Here is an 18812-nt window from a genome sequence, read left to right on the forward strand (position 1 = left end):
TATTATGAAAAAGACAATTATGAATACAAAATATATATGGCTGTTAACAATTCTATTAGGGTTTTCAGCATGTAATACTCCCGAAGATATCCTTAAAGACTTCAATATAGATCCTCAAACTGGAGCCGAATTACCAGAATTAGTAATGGGAAGTGCAGATTTCTCAAACTATGTTGCTCTTGGAGGTTCATTTACTGCAGGTTTTACTGACAATGCTTTATTTATTGCAAGTCAAGAAAATTCATTCCCAAATATTTTATCAAAAGAGTTTGCTAAAGTTGGAGGTGGTGATTTCACACAACCTTTAATGAGTGATAATTTTGGTGGACTAGCTTTAAGTGGTAATAGATTACCTGGTTTTGACCCTCGTTTAGTTTTTGGCGGAGCTGGCCCTGTTCCTTTAGAAAGTGTTATAGGTCAAGTAACAGTGACCACAGATTTAACATCTAACCCAACAGGCCCTTTTAAAAATTTAGGTGTACCTGGTGCAAAAAGCTTTCATTTACTTGGCAACGGCTATGGTAATATAGCAAACTTTCCTGCGGCCGCTAACCCTTATGCAATAAGATTAACTGGCACAACGCCCGATGCTTCGGTTTTAGAATTAGCAATGGCTCAAAGTCCAACATTCTTTACCTTATCAGAAATTGGAGGAAATGATGTTTTAGGTTTTGCTTTATCAGGTGGCGATGGTTCTAATGTTATTACACCAAGCGCAGGTTCTGTTGGTGTTGGCTTTGATGCTACTTTCACCTATTTAGTTTCTGCATTAACATCTACAGGTGCAAAAGGTGTCGTTACTAATGTTCCATATATTACAGATTTGCCTCATTTCACAACGGTTCCTTATAATCCAATTCCATTAGATGCAGCTACTGCAGGCTTTTTAAATAGCGCTTCTGCTTATGGTGCTTATAACGCTGGAATTGTTCAAGCTTTTGCTTATTTAGTGAGCGTGAGCGCTATAAGTCAAGATGATGCCGATGCTGAAATAGTTAAAAGAACTATAAATTTTGAAGCTTCTTCAAACAATGCTGTTGTAATAATGGATGAAAGTTTAACTGATTTAACCGGTATAAATCCTGCTTTAGCAAGCATGAGACAAGCTACAGCTGATGATTTATTTGTATTAACTGCTTCTAGCTTTATAGGAACCGAAGCTATTCCTGGTAATCCTCAAACGGTAAATGGTGTTGCAGTTCCATTAGCAGATAAGTGGGTTTTAATACCTAGTGAACAACAAACAATAAAAGAGGCTACCGATGCTTACAATAATACTATTGCAGCAGTAGCAAATTCTAATGAAAATGTAGCTTTAGTAGATTTAAAAGGAATTTTAGCCGAATTAGCTTCAACAGGTATAACCTTTAATAATTATACCTTAAACGCAAGCTTAGTTACAGGTGGAGCTGTTGGTTTAGATGGTGTTCATTTAACAGCAAGAGGTTATGCTTATATGGCAAACAAGTTTCTTGAAGCTATTGATGCTGAATTTGGTTCGAACTTTGTGGCTTCTGGAAATGTTGCAAAAGCAGGAGATTACCCAACAAATTACTCTCCATTATTACAATAAGTTTATTTTAAAATATAATTTCTAAACGCCTTCTTAAAGAGGGCGTTTTTTATTGGAAAAAAGCTATAAAAACAACTTTATTTTTAAATTAAAAAATATATCTTTGCACGCGAAAACTAAAAGTGTTTTCATACAATTAAATCGCATAATATTAAACATATAAGTAATGTCTAAAGTTACAGGTAAAGTTGCACAAATAGTAGGTCCGGTTATCGATGTTGAATTCGCTGCTGGTTCAGAACTTCCAAAAATTTATGATTCATTAGAAATCAAAAGACCAGATGGTTCTTTATTAGTACTAGAAGTACAATCTCACATTGGTGAAGATACTGTACGTACTATTGCTATGGATTCTTCTGATGGCTTAAGCAGAGGGACTGAAGTTACTGCTACTGGTGCTCCTATTCAAATGCCGATTGGTGATGATGTTTACGGACGTTTATTTAATGTAATTGGAGATGCTATTGATGGACTTGGAGACTTACCTAAAGCTGGAGAAGCTGGGTTACCAATTCACCGTAAAGCACCTAAATTTGAAGATTTATCAACTTCTACAGAAGTTTTATTTACAGGTATTAAAGTAATTGACCTTATTGAGCCTTATGCAAAAGGTGGTAAAATTGGTTTATTTGGTGGTGCTGGTGTAGGTAAAACAGTATTAATTCAAGAGTTGATTAACAATATAGCAAAAGGTCACGGTGGTTTATCAGTATTTGCTGGTGTAGGTGAAAGAACTCGTGAAGGGAATGACCTTTTAAGAGAGATGTTAGAATCTGGAATTATCCGTTATGGTGATGATTTTATGCATTCTATGGAAGATGGCGGATGGGATTTATCTAAAGTTGATAAATCAAAAATGAAAGAATCTAAAGCGACTTTCGTTTTCGGACAAATGAATGAGCCTCCTGGAGCTCGTGCTCGTGTTGCCTTATCTGGTTTAACAATTGCTGAGTACTTTAGAGATGGTGCTGGTGAAGGACAAGGAAAAGATGTACTTTTCTTCGTAGATAACATTTTCCGTTTTACACAAGCTGGGTCTGAAGTATCTGCATTACTTGGTCGTATGCCTTCAGCGGTAGGTTACCAACCAACATTAGCAACAGAGATGGGTGCGATGCAAGAGCGTATTACTTCAACTAAAAGAGGTTCTATTACATCTGTACAAGCGGTTTATGTACCTGCAGATGATTTAACAGATCCTGCTCCTGCTACAACTTTTGCTCACTTAGATGCAACAACTGTATTATCTCGTAAAATTGCTGAGTTAGGTATTTATCCTGCGGTAGATCCATTAGATTCTACTTCTAGAATTTTAACTGCTGATATTTTAGGAAATGAGCACTACGATTGTGCACAAAGAGTAAAAGAGTTATTACAACGTTATAAAGAATTACAAGATATTATTGCTATTCTTGGTATGGAAGAATTATCTGAAGAAGATAAATTAGCTGTAGGTAGAGCTAGACGTGTACAACGTTTCTTATCTCAACCATTCCACGTAGCTGAACAATTTACAGGTATACCAGGTGTATTAGTTGATATTAAAGAAACTATAAAAGGATTTAACATGATTATGGATGGTGAATTAGATCGCTTACCAGAAGCTGCTTTTAACCTTAAAGGTACTATTGAGGAAGCTATTGAAGCTGGAGATAAAATGTTAGCTGAAGTTTAATATTAAACTATATAATTATGCATCTAGAAATTGTATCACCTGAAGCAACTTTATTTAGTGGAGAAGTAACTAGCGTTTCTGTTCCTGGAGTAAATGGTGAATTTGAAATGTTAAACAATCACGCACCTATTGTGTCTTTATTAAAAGAAGGTTTTGTGAAAATTTCAGGAAGCATCCAATTAGATAAAGAGGTTCAAGACAAATTTACTAAAGGTGATAAAAACACAACTTTATTAAAAATTAATTCTGGAACACTTGAAATGAAAGACAATAAAGTTATTGTTTTAGCAGATTAGAGTTTATCATTATAAAAAAGAAAAAGGCATCAAGTTTAAACTTGATGCCTTTTTCTTTTTAGTCATATTTCTTAATTAAGAATTTGAAGCAATTTTTTGTGTAATAGCTATATTTTCTTCTAGAAGATCTGATTCCTTAATCAAGAACTAATACATACTTTTTCGACATGACTAATATATTAAGTTACCATATAATTTTTCGCAAGACTTATAAATTCTACTTTTTGCTTCTTTATCCAATCTTCATTTTTATTTAATTCTTTAGCTATAATGTCGGCAACTAAAGGCGCTGCCTCAATGGCTGCTCTTGCGTCTAAAAACAATAACCTTACTCGTCTTGCTAGTACATCTTCAACTGTTCTTGCCATTTCATTTCTAACGCTCCATATTACTTCTGCAACTGTATATGGATAATTTGGATGAATCTTTTTATAATTATCTTCATTTTCTAATTGAAGGGCTTTTATTCCATCTAAATCACTTCCATAAACATATAAATGATTTTCGTTTGATATAAATCCTGATTTAATATTACCATGTATATCAAGATTTCTAGTTTGCGTTGTTATAAAAGGTAAGTTGTGAACTTCAATAGCTTTATCTATTACATCTTCTGCCATTTTTCTATAAGTTGTCCATTTACCACCTATAATGCTAATGAGATTACTCTCTGAAACAATTATTTTATGGCTTCGTGAAACTTCTTTTGTTTTGGTTTTATTTTCTTTAGGAGCGGCAAGAGGTCTTAATCCTGCATAAACACAAAGAATGTCTTTCTTTTTTGGAACTTTATTTAAATATAACTTAACGTTGTTAAGTATAAAACTTATTTCTGCCTTTGTTGGAACAGGATCAAGCGTTTTTTTTCTAACAGGCGTATCTGTTGTTCCCACCAAAACCTTATCATGCCAAGGAATAATAAATAATACCCTACCGTCTGATGTTTTAGGAATCATAATAGCGTAGTCGCTATTTAAAAACGATTTATCTAACACTAAATGAATCCCTCGACTTGGAATAATTGTTTTTTTGTGAGTTGGATCATTTATTTTTAAAATCTTATCTGTAAAAACGCCTGTTGCATTAATAATACATTTCGATTTAATATGATAAACGTTATCTGTTTCTTTATCAATTACAGTAACTCCTTTGTTTTTACCGTCACTATCATTTATAATATCAATAACCTTAAAATAATTGAGCAATGTAGCCCCTTGTTCGATGGCTGTTTGTGCTAAATTGATAGCTAATCTAGAATCATCAAACTGACCATCATGGTAAATTACACCGCTAGACAAATTCTCTTTTTTTAAATTAGGAAGTAACCGTAATGTATTTGAGTTATTAATTAATTTCGATTTTCCTAAACTTAATTTCTTAGATAACAAATCGTAAAATTTAAGTCCAATAGAATAATAAAATCCTTGCCACCATTTATAATTTGGAATTATAAATGACAAATTTTTAAAAAGATGTTTTGCGTTTTCTGAAAGAATACCTCTTTCTTCTAGAGCTTCTATAACCAAACCCACATTACCCTGAGCTAAATACCTTACTCCTCCATGTACCAATTTTGTGCTTTTACTTGAAGTCCCTTTAGCAAAATCACTGCCTTCAAACAAAACAGTTTTCAACCCTCTACTAGCAGCATCAATGGCAATACCTAAACCACTTGCTCCGCCACCAATTACAACAACATCAAATTCTTCAGTATTTATTATTTCATTAATTAATCGCTCTCTATAAAACATAAATGTTTTGTTTATTTTCGTTTTACTAATCTATAGATAAAAAAGCAAAATAGTCTCTGAAGCTTTAAAGTTAATTAACAATGATTACATTATTTATCAAGATTAATTAGTGGCTTTGATAAACTTACTGTTTTAACCTCTTCACTATTTATTTCTATTAAGTTGTTTGAAAATGAATTTGTTGATATTCTGCAATTAGTTGGTATTGTTAGAAAAACTCAAACTTGTTATTGGCTCTATTGCTAAGACAATACTTAATGATTTTTCTTGTAATAAATTATTTTAGGTGTTGATGGAATTGATTTGGAATTTGGACTAACAACAACCTATTAAACCGAAGCAATTTTTAAATAGAAAAACAATTGAAGATCTAGGTATAGAAATTGTAATTACTGACTAACTTTAATTTATATCACAAATCAAAATTTCCCATTCTTGATTGTTAGAATGAAACATATGCAGAGTTTTAAACCCAACGGCATAATGTGCATTTAGAGATCTTTGATTCATTTTATCAACCTCTGTTATTATACAGTTATATTCTTGTTTTAGCACCTCTTTCATTTTGCCATATAACCCCCTAAAAACACCTTGTTTTCTATAATTCTTATCGATACAAATTTGTCCCATAACAATATAGTTTTCTGTTGGCTTAACCTGGGTTTCAATCATATCAAACATGGGTTTTAAAACATCTATATCGTCTTTAAAAGCTTTAACCATACTTAACGCATAACCAATAACCATATCTTCATGCGTGGCAATAGTATGCGCACAAACATCATTCATCGCTTTTAGAACTTCAAAAGTATGTTGAACGGTAACAAACCCTTCTTGTTGTTTTTCAGTTTCAGAAATTGATATTGGGATATTCCGTTTTTGTAGTTCAAGAATTTGATACAACTCTTGTTCAGTTGAAGCTCTTTTATAAATTATATCGTTCACAATAAAAAAACTATACTTTTTTAATCACATTAGTCACAATTCCCCAAATGATAAAGTCGTTATCTTCTGTTATTTTTATAATGGGATAATTAGGGTTTTCTGGTTGCAACCAAAGACCTTCTTTATCTATTTTTAAACGTTTTACCGTAAACTCGCCATCTAAAAAACAAACAGCAATTTTATTATGACTAGGCTCCAAACTTCTATCTATAACCAACAAATCACTATCATCAAGTCCTGCACCTATCATTGATTGTCCACTTACTCGAGCAAAAAAAGTAGCTTCTTTGTTTTTTACAAGTTCATTATCTAAAGAAATACGTTCTTCCTTAAAATCCTCAGCAGGCGATGGAAATCCCGCTGAAATTCCTGTATCTAAAAAGATAGCGCCCAAACCATTTGAGGGTTTTGGAGTAAAAAAACTTAGATTTTTAGATTTATGTAGTAGTGTGTTTTTCATTTTAAGTCTAACAAAGAAGGTATTTGGATAAAGTTAATAAAGATTCTTATACAACGTTAATATTATTTTACTTTAATAACATCATTAATATTCGTTGTATATCTAGGAGATAAGCGTTCTTGACGCATTTTCCATGTACGTTTTAAATCTTGACTTCCTAGTTTAATTTTATGATTAGCATATTTAGCATTTAAATCATCTATAACACCCATTAATGGTTTATGTTTAGGGTCTTCATATTCAAATATATCTAATTGATGATTGTTTGTTGGCACCAATCCCATCACAATTACTCCAGCACGCTTATACTTGATTCCTTTTTTAAAAATACTAGACACATCTCTAACAGCTTCTCTACTAATAATTAGGCTAGAATCTGTTGGATAAGGTAAACTAACAACTCTACTCGCCCGGTGCTGTTCAAAATCTTTTTTGTGTCTGTCACTACTTAAAGTAACATAAATCATATGACAACTAGATCCTTGTTTACGGAGCTTTTCAGCACAACTTGTAGCAAACGTGGAAATACGTTCTTTAATATTATCAATATCTGAATAGGTGTATTCAAAACTTCGTGTAGTTGCAATAGCTTGTTTGTTTTTTGGCTCGTCTAACAATATTTTAGAGTTGCCTTCCAAATCCTTTTTGAGTTTCCATTCGGTAATTGAAAAACTTTTACTTACCCAATCATCAGGCAGTTGAATAAAATCGAATGCTGTTTTACATCCTTTGGCATTTAATCGTTTGTGGATGCCACGACCAATGCCCCAAACATCTTCAAGTTTTGTCCACTTTAAAGCTTTAATTCGTTTTTCTTCAGAATCAATTACATATACGCCTTTTGTTTCATTTGGAAATTTACGTGCTATTTTATTAGCCACTTTACTTAGTGCTTTTGTTGGAGCTATACCGACACAGGTTGGAATACCTGTCCATTTTAAAATACGTTGACGCATTTGATTTCCATAGTCGTCAAAATCATGATTTTCGAAGCCCTTAAACTCTAGAAAGGATTCATCAATACTATACACCTCAACATCTGGCGTGAATTGTTCTAATATTTTCATAACCCGACTACTCATATCTCCATATAATGGGTAATTAGAAGAAAATATCTGAATATTATTTACTTTACAAAAGCCTTCCCATTTAAAAATAGGTGCTCCCATAGGTAGCCCAATAGCTTTAGCTTCATCACTTCGTGAAATGACACAGCCATCATTATTACTTAAAATAGCAATAGGTTTATTGCGTAAATTAGGATTAAAAGCGCGTTCACAAGACGCATAAAAGTTGTTACAATCTACTAAGGCATACATGAGAGTAAAGATACGTGAATGCCTTAAATTTTATTAAAATAATAACTAAAAAAGCTTCCCGCTTTTTATAATCGTATTACCAATGCGCTTGTAAGAAACTTTAGTTCCGTTTGCACAAAATTCGTAAACTGCTTTTGCCTTTTGTTCTGAAGCAGATAGCAACAAAACTTCATCTTCGGTACAATTAAAATCTTTAGCGACTTTCTTTTTAACAAACTCAATAGTAGCTCGTCCCTTTTTTAATTGTGATTGAATTTTATTATTCAGCTCGGGCTCAACAAAATCTTCTGCTATATTACAGGTGTTACTTTCTTTTGCAATTAAAGCATTTGCTGAGTCACTATTATCAGCATCAATATACTCCCAAGTAAAGTCTGCTTTAAGCAAAACACGTCTGCCGTCTTCTGTTTTAACAATATAGTTATTTTGCGCAAAAGCAAAACTTGAGATAACAAATAAGAGAAGAAAGAAAGAAAATTTCATAGTGAATAAATAATTTAAATAATTCCAAAAATACGTTTTTTTGATGTCACAAAAAAGCCACCTATTTAGCCTGCAACCAACTTTCTCGTAATGCTTTTGCCTTTTTATCCAATTTTAAGTTATTGGCTTCAAACAAACTTAAAGTATAATTTTTACTTGCTTCTAAAATTACGTTAGCTTCTTTAGTTTCCCCTAAACGCTCATAAGTCACTTTAATTCTGTCGTTTGGTTTGAAGGAATTTATTATAGAGTCAAAATCGGTAGTTTCATTTATTAAAACATCATTTACTTGAATGATTTTATCGTCATTTTCTAGTCCAGCATTGTATGCCGATGATTTCATGGTTGTGTTTTCAGTTATTAAATCATTTCTTACTGTTGCTCCAAAATCGATTTTACTATTATCTTGAGTTAAAATCACTCCCATATTGTTTAGAAGTCTTTTCATGTCTGGCATATTACTTTTATAAATATAATTATCGAAAAAATAATTGCCAAAATCGTCTCCTGCATAAGTATTTAAAGTACTTCGTAAATCTTCAACAGTATATGGTATTTCTTGTTTTCCGAATGTTTTCCATACTAATTTCATGTAATCATCAAGATTTAATTCCTTTTCGCGGAGTGATAAATCTAAAGCAAGCCCAAGCATATTTCCATAAGAATAATAAGAAATAAATGTATTGCTTCTGTTTACAGGATCTACAGAACGTGCTGCATCAACAAATGGCGCTTGGTAACTCATTTCAATAGGATTAAAAAACTGCCTTCCTGGTGAATTCCAAACATAATTAAAAGTTCCTACTATACCATTGATGTATTTTTCTTGATTAATTAATCCTGCTCTACATAGAATTAATGTGGTGTAATAACTCGTAAAACCTTCGGCAAACCAAAGTTCACCACTCATATTTGCTTCATCAAATTTAAAAGGCTCTAAGCTTTTTGGGCGAATACGTTCTACATTCCAACTATGAAAAAACTCATGCGATACCGTTCCAATATTTCCACTTATACCTCCATCTGCTAAACTTCTTGTATTTGTTAAAATGGTTGAATTTCGATGTTCCATACCATCGCCAGAAGCATTTGGTATATAACAAGCCAAAAAAGTATAATTACCATAATCGAACTTTGGCAATTCTCCATAAACAGCCTTTTCTTGTAATACTATTTTCTTTACTTGTTCAAAATAAGTATCTAATTCTTCTTCTGTGCCGTTGTGGTGCAAAACAAAGTTTAAAGTCTGCCCTTCAACATCAAAAGAGCGTTTACTAAAATTGCTAATCTCTGTTGGGCTATCCATAAAATATTGCAGATTTTCAGCATAGTAAGTATTTCCTTTAATAGGTTTTAACTGTGTGGCAACTTTCCAATTTAAATCGTTACGTACATTAAACGTTACTTCAATAGCATCATTTTCTAAACTTGGTGCATAAATAAATGTAGCTGGAATATTAAGATGCGCATGCGTCTCATCAATTTGCGCATAAGTTCCTCCGCCTCTATTTGCAAATAAAATATAACTGACTTTTATAGTACCATCATGCCCTTTTATTTTCCAAGAATAAGGATCTGGTCTAGAAGCATCCAACACATTCCCTTCGCCATCTGTAACTTTAACATCATAAATATTTTTCATAAATTCATGTAAAGCATAACGCCCTGGCGATGTTCTACTCATTCTAAACTCAATATCATCTGTTTTTAAATTTGAAAAAGTAGCTTCTACAAAAGCTTCATGGTGTACGGCGTTTTCAAAAGAAATAGTGTATTTTGAAGAAACTTGAGCAAAAATTATGGAATTACTAGCTAAAAAAAGGAAGCCAAAAAGAAATCTTTTCATGAGTTAAATTTTAAACAACTAAGATAGTATTTTTGTAACATGAATGATTTACCAAAGAAGTTAAAATCTAAACTTGATGAGCGCCAACAAGCAAATGCTTTAAGGTTTCTTGGTAAACAAAACAATCTGATAGATTTTTCTTCTAATGATTATTTAGGGTTTTCAAAATCTGAAACCATTTTTAATGAAGCCCACAAGTTTTTAATTGGACATAACATAAAACAAAATGGCGCAACAGGTTCAAGATTATTGTCTGGTAATCATCACTTGTTCTCAGTTGTTGAAAACATGCTATTTAACTTTCATAACAGCAACTCTGCTTTAATATTCAATTCTGGTTACGACGCCAATATTGGTTTTTTCTCAAGTATTCCACAACGAGGCGATGTTATTTTATACGATGAATTTATACATGCTTCAATTCGCGATGGTATTTCTATGAGTAATGCCAAAGCCTATAAGTTTAAGCATAATGATTTAGAAGCATTAGAAATATTAATGCTTCGTCATTCTGAATTTCTTTCAGAATCTCATCAAAACATTTATATTGTCACAGAATCTGTTTTCTCAATGGATGGTGACACTCCAGATTTAATTAATCTTTCAGCATTATGCAAAAAAAATAATGCCTACTTAGTAATTGACGAAGCGCATGCTATTGGTGTTTTTGGCGACAGTGGCGCAGGACTTATTCAAGATTTAAATTTAGAAAGCACAATTTTTGCACGTATTATAACTTTTGGCAAAGCTATGGGCTGCCATGGTGCTGCAATTCTTGGAAGTGAAACCTTAAAACAATATTTAATAAATTTTTCACGAAGCTTTATATATACAACGGCGCTACCACCTCATAGTTTAGCTACCATTCATTCGGCATATCACGAATTGGTAGAAAGTAAAAATATAGGTAACCTGCATCAAAATATTCGCTTTTTTAAAGCTGAAATTATTAAATACAAACTAGAACATCTTTTTATTGAAAGCAATTCTGCTATACATTGCTGTGTAATTTCCGGTAATGAAAAAATAAAATTTATTGCTGAAAAATTACAAGAAAAAGGATTTGATGTAAAACCCATTTTATCACCAACCGTTCCCAAAGATCAAGAGCGTTTGCGTTTTTGCTTACACAGTTACAATTCTAGTGAAGAAATATCAGAAGTATTAAAAGCACTTAGTAATTTAATATTATTATGAACAACTACACTCAACTTATAAAACATAAAATGAGCGACACCTTTAAAACCATAGCCAGATTTCAATATTCAACCGAAGCGCAAATTATAAAAGGACGCTTAGAGGCAGAAGGTATTCAGGTCTTTCTATCAGATAATTTAACTATAGATACCGACCCATTAGTAAGCAACGCTATTGGCGGTATAAAACTAAAAGTACTTTCTCGTCAAGCTTTAGAAGCGCAACATATTTTAGAATCTATCAATAAATATTCTATTGATGATGAAGGCAATACTATTAATTGCCCAACGTGTGGCAGTGAAAAAATAGAACTCTTTTCAACAATAAAAGATGCTAAATCATTATTCTGGTTTATTTTTGGGTTTTTATTTTCAGCACTTCCATTTTATACAAGACATAAATATAAGTGTGAAGAATGTAAAACAGAATTCGATTTAAAATGAACACATATTTCATTACAGGCATTTCAACCGAAGTAGGTAAAACAGTCACTTCAGCAATTGTAACTGAAGCTCTAGAAGCCGATTATTGGAAACCCATACAAGCAGGAGAATTAGATAATGGAGACACCCAAAAAGTACAAAAATTAGTATCTAACTCTAAATCTAAATTTCATCCAAACAGTTATGCCCTACAAACACCTATGAGTCCGCATGCTGCTGCCGAAATTGATGGTATAACAATTGATTTAAAAAAGGTCAAAGCACCAAAAACCACTAACAACTTAGTTATTGAAGGTGCTGGCGGATTATTAGTGCCTCTAAATGATACCCAAACCGTTTTCTATTTAATAAAACCCAATTACAAAGTTATTGTGGTGTCTAGGCACTATTTAGGAAGCATAAATCATACACTTTTAACTGTTAATGCCTTAAAAGCAAAAGGGTTTGAGGTTTCAATTATATTTAGCGGAAATGAGCATAAAACAACAGAAGATATCATCAAAAAAATGACACAGGTTCCTATTATAGGTAGAATTGATGAAGAGCCTTATTTTGATAAAAATGTGGTAAAAGAATATGCTGAATTGTTTAGAGACAAATTATAACATTCGTCACATAGAACTCATTTCAGTGTCACATAATCAAATATGAAATTTAGTTACGTTTATATATTAACCAATAAATATAGAACTACATTTTATATAGGTGTTACAGCAAATTTACCAAAACGATTAGAAGAACATTATCATGAAATTACTTCAAAATTCACAAAAAAGTATAACACAAAAGATTTAATCTATTTTGAAACTTTTTCAAATATTGAACAAGCAATCGCAAAAGAAAAACAACTAAAAAATTGGCATAAAGAATGGAAATTGAATTTAATTAACACAATAAACCCAACTTTAAAAACCTTAGATTATTAATAATTTTGTCACCCTGAACTCGTTTCGGGTCACATCAAAAAATAATGAGATGCTGAAAAAAGTTCAGCATGACGCATATGAGCTTACAAGAAAGAGATAAAAAACACCTTTGGCACCCATTAACGCAACACAAATTGCATCCAGAAACCATTGCCATAACCAAAGCAAAAGGATGTGTGCTAACCGATGAAAACGGAAACAATTATATTGATGCTATTGCCTCTTGGTACACCTGCATGTACGGACATTGTAACGACTATATAACCAGTCGTGTTTCTACGCAAATGCAGCAACTCGACCAAGTTGTTTTTAGCGGATTTACACACGAACCTGCCATAAAATTATCGGAAGCACTTATTAAAATACTTCCCAACAATCAAAACAAAATATTCTTTAGCGATAATGGATCAACAAGTGTAGATGTTGGTATTAAAATGGCATTACAATATCATTTTAATAATGGTGAAAAACACAATACTTTAATCGCTTTTGAAGATGGTTTTCATGGTGACACCTTTGGCGCCATGAGTGTTTCAGGGTTATCGGTTTATAATGGCCCGTTTGAAGATTATTTTTTAGATGTAAAACGTATTCCAACTCCAAACGGAGAAAACCACGAAGCTATTTTAAAAGCATTACAAGACATAATTGCTAATAATAAAGTAGCGGGTTTTGTTTACGAACCTTTAGTGCAAGGTGCATCGGCTATGAAAATGCATGATGCAAGTGGTTTAAATAGTATTTTACAATTCTGTAAAGAAAATAATGTTATCACAGTTGCCGATGAGGTGATGACAGGTTTTGGAAAAACAGGAAAACACTTTGCTTCATTTTATATGGAAACCAAACCAGATATTATGTGCTTAAGTAAAGCCTTAACAGGTGGTTTATTACCTATGGCGCTTACAACATGTTCTCAAGATATTTATGATGTTTTTTATAGTGATGATATTAGTAAAGGCTTATTTCATGGTCATACCTATTCTGCAAATCCATTAGCTTGTACTGCCGCTTTAGCAAGTATAGAATTATTACGATCGGAAGATATTCAAAATAATATTAACGCTATTACAGCGTCTCATCAGGTTTTTGGCAATCATATTAAAAATCACCCTAAGGTGAAATCTATTAGGCAAATGGGTATTATTTTTGCTCTCGATTTAAATGTAGAAATGCAACGCTATGGAAATTTACGCGATAAACTTTTTAAATTTTTTATGGAAAATGGTGTGTTTTTGCGCCCATTAGGAAATACTATTTACATACAAGCACCTTACGTAATAACCAAAGAACAGTTACAAAAAGTGTATCAAGTTATTGAAGATGCATTAGAAATACTATAACTTTGCAACCAAAATAAATCTTTTGCAAAAACCAATCTCCATAACTGCTATCGCATCTATTTCTCCATTAGGAAAATCATTAGATGAAGCATGGGAAAACTACCAAAATGACACGCATTGTATTACTGAAAAATCATTTCAAAATGGTACCGCTTTAGCTGCCGAAATCACAAATGAAGCAAAGCAAGAGATTGAAAATTTAAGAACTTCAGACCATAAATATAAATCGTTAGACGATACTGTTCTATACGCTATTTATGCTTCAAGACAAGCCGTAAAACAAGCAAAATGGAACGGTTCTGATAATTTCGGAATTAACATTGGCTCTTCCCGTGGTGCAACGCAACTTTTTGAAACCTATCATGAAGATTTTTTAAAAAGCAACAAAGCAAAAACCTTAAGTTCGCCAACAACAACTTTAGGTAATATCTCATCTTGGGTTGCGCACGATTTACAAACCGAAGGTCCCGAAATAAGTCATTCTATAACATGCTCTACAGCTTTACATGCTATGCTAAATGGTGTCGCTTGGATAAACTCAGGCATGTGTAATAAATTTTTAGTTGGTGGCAGCGAAGCCCCATTAACGCCATTTACCATTGCACAAATGAAGGCCTTAAAAATTTATGCAGATAACAGCCAAAACTATCCTTGTCGCGCATTAGACCTCAACAAAAAGCATAACAGCATGGTTTTAGGTGAAGGTGCGTCTATGATTTGTTTAGAAGGTGGTAAAAAAGAAAACGCATTAGCCATTGTTAAAGGCATCGGTTACGCCACAGAGATTTTAGAGCACAATATTTCTATTTCTAGTGATGCTAAATGTTTTCAAAAATCTATGAAAATGGCATTAGGTGACATAAACCCTGATGATATTGATGTTGTAATAATGCATGCACCAGGCACAATTAAAGGCGATATTTCTGAATACAAAGCCATAGAAAAAATATTTTGTAACAAAATACCTTCACTTACTACTAACAAGTGGAAGATAGGTCACACCTTTGGAGCTTCGGGAGCTCTAAATATCGAATTTGCTTTATTAATGTTAAAGCATCAAAAATTTATTGGTGTCCCTTATTTGGAATCGCAAAATTCTCCAAAAAAAATAAAAAATATTTTAGTAAACGCTGTTGGATTTGGCGGAAATGCAGTGTCAATTTTTCTTTCAAAATAAAGTTGCAAAACTTTATAAAGATTGTATATTTATTAACTCATATTTATCCTAAAAATGTCTGATTGGTTTTCGAATTTAGATTTGCTTTCAAAAATTTACTGGTTAATAGCTATTATTGGGTCACTCATTTTTACTTTGGTCTTTATATTAGCATTTGTAGGTGGAGATGCGGATGAATTTGACAGTGTTGATTCTGAAATTGATGGTGATGCTGGTATCGGTTTTCAATTTATTACATTTAAAAACCTAGTTGGATTCTTTACTATTTTTGGATGGAGTGGTATTGCCTGTATTGAAGCTGGACTTTCCAAACCAATAACTTTTATTATTTCTACATTTTGCGGTTTAGTTATGATGGCTATAATGGCTAGCATGTTCTACTTAATGCGAAAATTGAGCGATAGCGGTACTCTAAATTATAAAAATGCCATTGGTGCCATTGGCGAAGTATATCTTACTATTGCTGCAAATCGAGCTAAAATGGGAAAGGTTACCGTAACAATTCAAGGTGCTTCAAGAGAATTAGAAGCCCTTACAGATTCTCTTATGGAATTAAAATCTGGTACCATTATAAAAGTACTTGATGTTACCAATAACGGCATATTAATAGTAGACCAAACAAGAAAACCAATTGAACCCATAAAACAACACACTTATGAAATTACTGATAATTCAGGAAAACTTTAACTTAGGACTTCCAATGGCTCTTATTTTTGGAGTATTATTTATATTCCTTTTTTTAATTGTTTTAATAAGACGCTATAAACGTTGTCCATCAGATAGAATTTTAGTTGTTTATGGTAAAGTTGGCGGTGGGCAATCAGCAAAATGTATTCATGGTGGAGCCGCTTTTATTATTCCAGTATTTCAAGACTATGAGTTTCTGGACTTAACACCTATGTCTATTGAAGTAAATTTAATAAACGCCTTATCAAAACAAAACATTCGTGTTAATGTTCCATCTAGATTTACCATTGGTGTTTCTACAGAACCAGGCGTTATGCAAAATGCTGCAGAACGATTATTAGGTTTAGGGTTACCAGATATTCAAGAACTCGCTAAAGAAATTATTTTTGGCCAATTACGTTTAGTTGTTGCATCAATGGATATTGAAGAAATTAATTCTGATAGAGATAAGTTTTTAACTAACATTTCTCAAAGTGTTGAATCTGAACTTAAAAAAGTAGGTTTAAAACTTATAAATGTAAATATTACAGATATTGTTGATGAATCTGGTTATATAGAAGCATTAGGAAAAGAAGCTGCTGCACACGCCATTAACGCAGCAAGAAAATCTGTAGCAGAAAAAAATAGAGATGGTTCTATTGGAGAAGCCAATGCTGTTCAAGACCAAAGAACGCAGGTTGCAGCTGCAAATGCACAAGCTGTTGAAGGTGAAAATAAAGCAAAAATAGCGGTTGCAAATTCAGATTCATTACGTCGTCAACGTGAAGCAGAAGCAGAACGTGTGGCTAACGCATCAGAAAAAGTACAAAGTGCAAAAGCATTAGAAGAATCTTATGCTGCTGAAAAAGAAGCTGAAACTGCAAGAGCAGAAAGAGAGCGTTCTTCTCAAATGGCAGATGTTATTGTACCTGCTGAAATTGATAAAAGAAAAGTGGAAATTGATGCTGAAGCTGAAGCAGAAAGAATAAGAAGACGTGCAAAAGGTGAAGCCGATGCCATTTTATTTAAAGCTCAAGCAGAAGCTCAAGGTCTTTACGAAGTATTAACAAAACAGGCTGCTGGTTTAGAACAAATTGTAAAAGCTGCTGGTAATAATTCTAAAGATGCAGTATTATTATTAATTGCCGATAAATTACCTGAATTGGTTAAAACTCAAGCCGAAGCTATTAAAAATATCAAAATTGATAAAATAACAGTTTGGGAAAATGGAGGAAATGGTGAAGATGGAAAATCATCTACAGCAAATTTTCTTTCCGGAATGTATAAATCGGTGCCGCCTTTACAAGATATGTTTAACATGGCTGGTATGGAACTTCCTGAATATTTAAAAGGGAAGGATGTAACAACTGAGAAAAAAGATACAGATACTTCTAAAAATAAAGAATGATATTAAAATTCCGCTTTTAAAGTTGAATTTTCTACCTTTACACCCTTATTTGAGACTATGAGCGAGACAAAACACAACTGGACTAAAGAAGAAATTCTAAATATATACAACAAACCATTAATGGAGTTGCTTTACGAAGCAGCAACTGTACACCGTTTACATCACGACCCAAACACGGTGCAAGTAAGTACATTGTTATCTATTAAAACTGGTGGTTGTCCTGAAGATTGTGGCTATTGCCCACAAGCAGCACGTTATCATACCAACGTTGAAGGAAACGATTTAATGAGTGTGCAACAAGTAAAAGCACAAGCGTTACGTGCAAAATCTAGCGGAAGTTCTCGTGTTTGTATGGGTGCAGCTTGGAGAAATGTAAAAGATGGTGAGGAGTTTGACCAAGTTCTAGAAATGGTGAGAACCATTAATAAATTGGATATGGAAGTATGTTGTACTTTAGGTATGATTACCGAAAACCAAGCACAACGTTTAGCAGAAGCTGGTTTGTATGCTTACAATCATAATTTAGATTCATCTGAAGAATATTATAAAGAAGTTATTTCTACACGTGGTTTTGAAGACCGTTTAGAAACTATTGATAACGTTAGAAAAACCAACGTAACGGTTTGTAGTGGTGGTATTATTGGTATGGGCGAAAAGGTAGAAGACAGAGCAGGTATGCTTGTGGCGCTTTCTACATTAAATCCGCAACCAGAATCGGTGCCAATTAACGCTTTAGTTGCGGTTGAAGGTACTCCTTTAGAAGATCAAGAACCTATTTCTATTTGGGACATGATTAGAATGGTCGCTACAACACGTATTATAATGCCAGAAACTCAAGTGCGTTTAAGTGCTGGAAGAACAGAAATGACTCGCGAAGGACAGGCGATGTGCTTTTTTGCTGGTGCCAACTCTATTTTTGCTGGCGATAAATTACTAACTACACCAAACCCAGATGTAAACGAAGACATGAAAATGTTTGAGTTATTAGGGTTAAATGCACAAAAGCCTTTTATTAAAAAGATGCAACCAGAAACGGTTGAAGCTACAGACTCTAAATACCAAGCTTTAGGTGAAAAACCAAAATGGACAAGACCAGAGCATACTATAGAGCGTAACGAAGTCGCTAAGCAAAAAGCTAAGGTTGTAAAATAATATTAGTAAGCATTTTTTGTTATTTCGACATTGGGAGAAATCGCATAATTTGTGATATTATATTTTAGCTCAACACCACATTTTTTAAAAAATTAATATTTAAATTAACGTACGTTATTTTTGAATAACGCATCTATTTGCGTTAGGGATAG

Annotated in this window: 18 protein-coding genes; 12 read left to right on the forward strand and 6 right to left on the reverse strand. The window is 32.9% G+C overall.

The annotated features are described in order from the left end of the window. Positions 1 to 4: 4 nt before the first annotated feature. The 3 genes from BT151_RS02850 to BT151_RS02860 all read left to right on the forward strand — a co-directional run bounded on the left by BT151_RS02850 (position 5) and on the right by BT151_RS02860 (position 3544). A complete protein-coding gene (locus tag BT151_RS02850; protein WP_245794705.1) occupies positions 5 to 1573 on the forward strand; it encodes an SGNH/GDSL hydrolase family protein in 1569 nt (522 codons plus the stop codon). A gap of 166 nt (positions 1574 to 1739) precedes the next feature. Further along, on the forward strand, positions 1740 to 3248 hold the full coding sequence (gene atpD, locus BT151_RS02855; protein ID WP_072400244.1) for a F0F1 ATP synthase subunit beta: 1509 nt from the start codon (positions 1740 to 1742) through the stop codon (positions 3246 to 3248). 17 nt (positions 3249 to 3265) lie between these two features. After that, a complete protein-coding gene (locus BT151_RS02860) occupies positions 3266 to 3544 on the forward strand; it encodes a F0F1 ATP synthase subunit delta/epsilon (RefSeq protein WP_072400245.1) in 279 nt (92 codons plus the stop codon). 179 nt (positions 3545 to 3723) lie between these two features. On the opposite strand, the gene BT151_RS02865 is transcribed toward BT151_RS02860, so the two are convergent. From BT151_RS02865 to BT151_RS02890, 6 genes are all read right to left on the reverse strand, one after another. Continuing rightward, positions 3724 to 5295, reverse strand: coding sequence for a glycerol-3-phosphate dehydrogenase/oxidase (locus BT151_RS02865; RefSeq protein WP_072400246.1), 1572 nt, complete (start codon positions 5293 to 5295; stop codon positions 3724 to 3726). 402 nt (positions 5296 to 5697) lie between these two features. Beyond that, complete coding sequence (locus tag BT151_RS02870; protein WP_245794707.1) at positions 5698 to 6240, reverse strand: GNAT family N-acetyltransferase; 543 nt, start codon at positions 6238 to 6240, stop codon at positions 5698 to 5700. Positions 6241 to 6250: 10 nt separating this feature from the next. Further along, on the reverse strand, positions 6251 to 6700 hold the full coding sequence (locus BT151_RS02875; RefSeq protein ID WP_072400247.1) for a LexA family protein: 450 nt from the start codon (positions 6698 to 6700) through the stop codon (positions 6251 to 6253). Positions 6701 to 6762: 62 nt separating this feature from the next. Continuing rightward, the gene (locus tag BT151_RS02880; protein ID WP_072400248.1) at positions 6763 to 8019 is read right to left on the reverse strand and encodes a Y-family DNA polymerase; all 1257 of its coding nucleotides are present in this window, start codon (positions 8017 to 8019) and stop codon (positions 6763 to 6765) included. A gap of 45 nt (positions 8020 to 8064) precedes the next feature. Beyond that, complete coding sequence (locus tag BT151_RS02885) at positions 8065 to 8502, reverse strand: DUF3157 family protein (RefSeq protein WP_072400249.1); 438 nt, start codon at positions 8500 to 8502, stop codon at positions 8065 to 8067. A 61-nt stretch (positions 8503 to 8563) separates the two neighbouring features. After that, positions 8564 to 10348, reverse strand: coding sequence for a M61 family metallopeptidase (locus tag BT151_RS02890; RefSeq protein WP_072400250.1), 1785 nt, complete (start codon positions 10346 to 10348; stop codon positions 8564 to 8566). A gap of 39 nt (positions 10349 to 10387) precedes the next feature. On the opposite strand from BT151_RS02890, the gene BT151_RS02895 reads away from it, so the two are divergent. The 9 genes from BT151_RS02895 (at position 10388) to bioB (ending at position 18660) form a co-directional block, all read left to right on the forward strand. Continuing rightward, positions 10388 to 11545 (forward strand): aminotransferase class I/II-fold pyridoxal phosphate-dependent enzyme, encoded by a 1158-nt coding sequence (locus BT151_RS02895; protein WP_072400251.1) that lies wholly within the window; start codon positions 10388 to 10390, stop codon positions 11543 to 11545. A gap of 29 nt (positions 11546 to 11574) precedes the next feature. Next, the gene (locus tag BT151_RS02900) at positions 11575 to 11988 is read left to right on the forward strand and encodes a putative signal transducing protein (protein WP_072400981.1); all 414 of its coding nucleotides are present in this window, start codon (positions 11575 to 11577) and stop codon (positions 11986 to 11988) included. Beyond that, a complete protein-coding gene (gene bioD, locus BT151_RS02905) occupies positions 11985 to 12593 on the forward strand; it encodes a dethiobiotin synthase (RefSeq protein ID WP_072400252.1) in 609 nt (202 codons plus the stop codon). Before BT151_RS02900 ends, bioD begins: the two co-directional genes overlap by 4 nt. Before the next feature lie 42 nt (positions 12594 to 12635). After that, complete coding sequence (locus BT151_RS02910; protein WP_072400253.1) at positions 12636 to 12914, forward strand: GIY-YIG nuclease family protein; 279 nt, start codon at positions 12636 to 12638, stop codon at positions 12912 to 12914. Between the two features lie 77 nt (positions 12915 to 12991). Further along, positions 12992 to 14257, forward strand: a complete 1266-nt coding sequence (gene bioA, locus BT151_RS02915; RefSeq protein WP_072400982.1) for an adenosylmethionine--8-amino-7-oxononanoate transaminase — start codon at positions 12992 to 12994, stop codon at positions 14255 to 14257. Between the two features lie 22 nt (positions 14258 to 14279). Next, positions 14280 to 15434 carry a beta-ketoacyl synthase N-terminal-like domain-containing protein gene (locus BT151_RS02920; RefSeq protein ID WP_072400254.1) on the forward strand — a complete coding sequence of 385 codons (1155 nt, stop codon included), beginning with the start codon at positions 14280 to 14282 and terminating at the stop codon, positions 15432 to 15434. A 54-nt stretch (positions 15435 to 15488) separates the two neighbouring features. After that, positions 15489 to 16121 carry a hypothetical protein gene (locus tag BT151_RS02925; protein ID WP_072400255.1) on the forward strand — a complete coding sequence of 211 codons (633 nt, stop codon included), beginning with the start codon at positions 15489 to 15491 and terminating at the stop codon, positions 16119 to 16121. Further along, the gene (locus BT151_RS02930; protein ID WP_072400256.1) at positions 16090 to 17508 is read left to right on the forward strand and encodes a flotillin family protein; all 1419 of its coding nucleotides are present in this window, start codon (positions 16090 to 16092) and stop codon (positions 17506 to 17508) included. Before BT151_RS02925 ends, BT151_RS02930 begins: the two co-directional genes overlap by 32 nt. 57 nt (positions 17509 to 17565) lie before the next feature. Beyond that, the gene (gene bioB / locus BT151_RS02935; RefSeq protein ID WP_072400257.1) at positions 17566 to 18660 is read left to right on the forward strand and encodes a biotin synthase BioB; all 1095 of its coding nucleotides are present in this window, start codon (positions 17566 to 17568) and stop codon (positions 18658 to 18660) included. Positions 18661 to 18812 lie beyond the last annotated feature (152 nt).

Origin of the sequence: Flaviramulus basaltis, assembly GCF_900114265.1 — a bacterium.
GTDB classification, from domain to species: domain Bacteria; phylum Bacteroidota; class Bacteroidia; order Flavobacteriales; family Flavobacteriaceae; genus Flaviramulus; species Flaviramulus basaltis.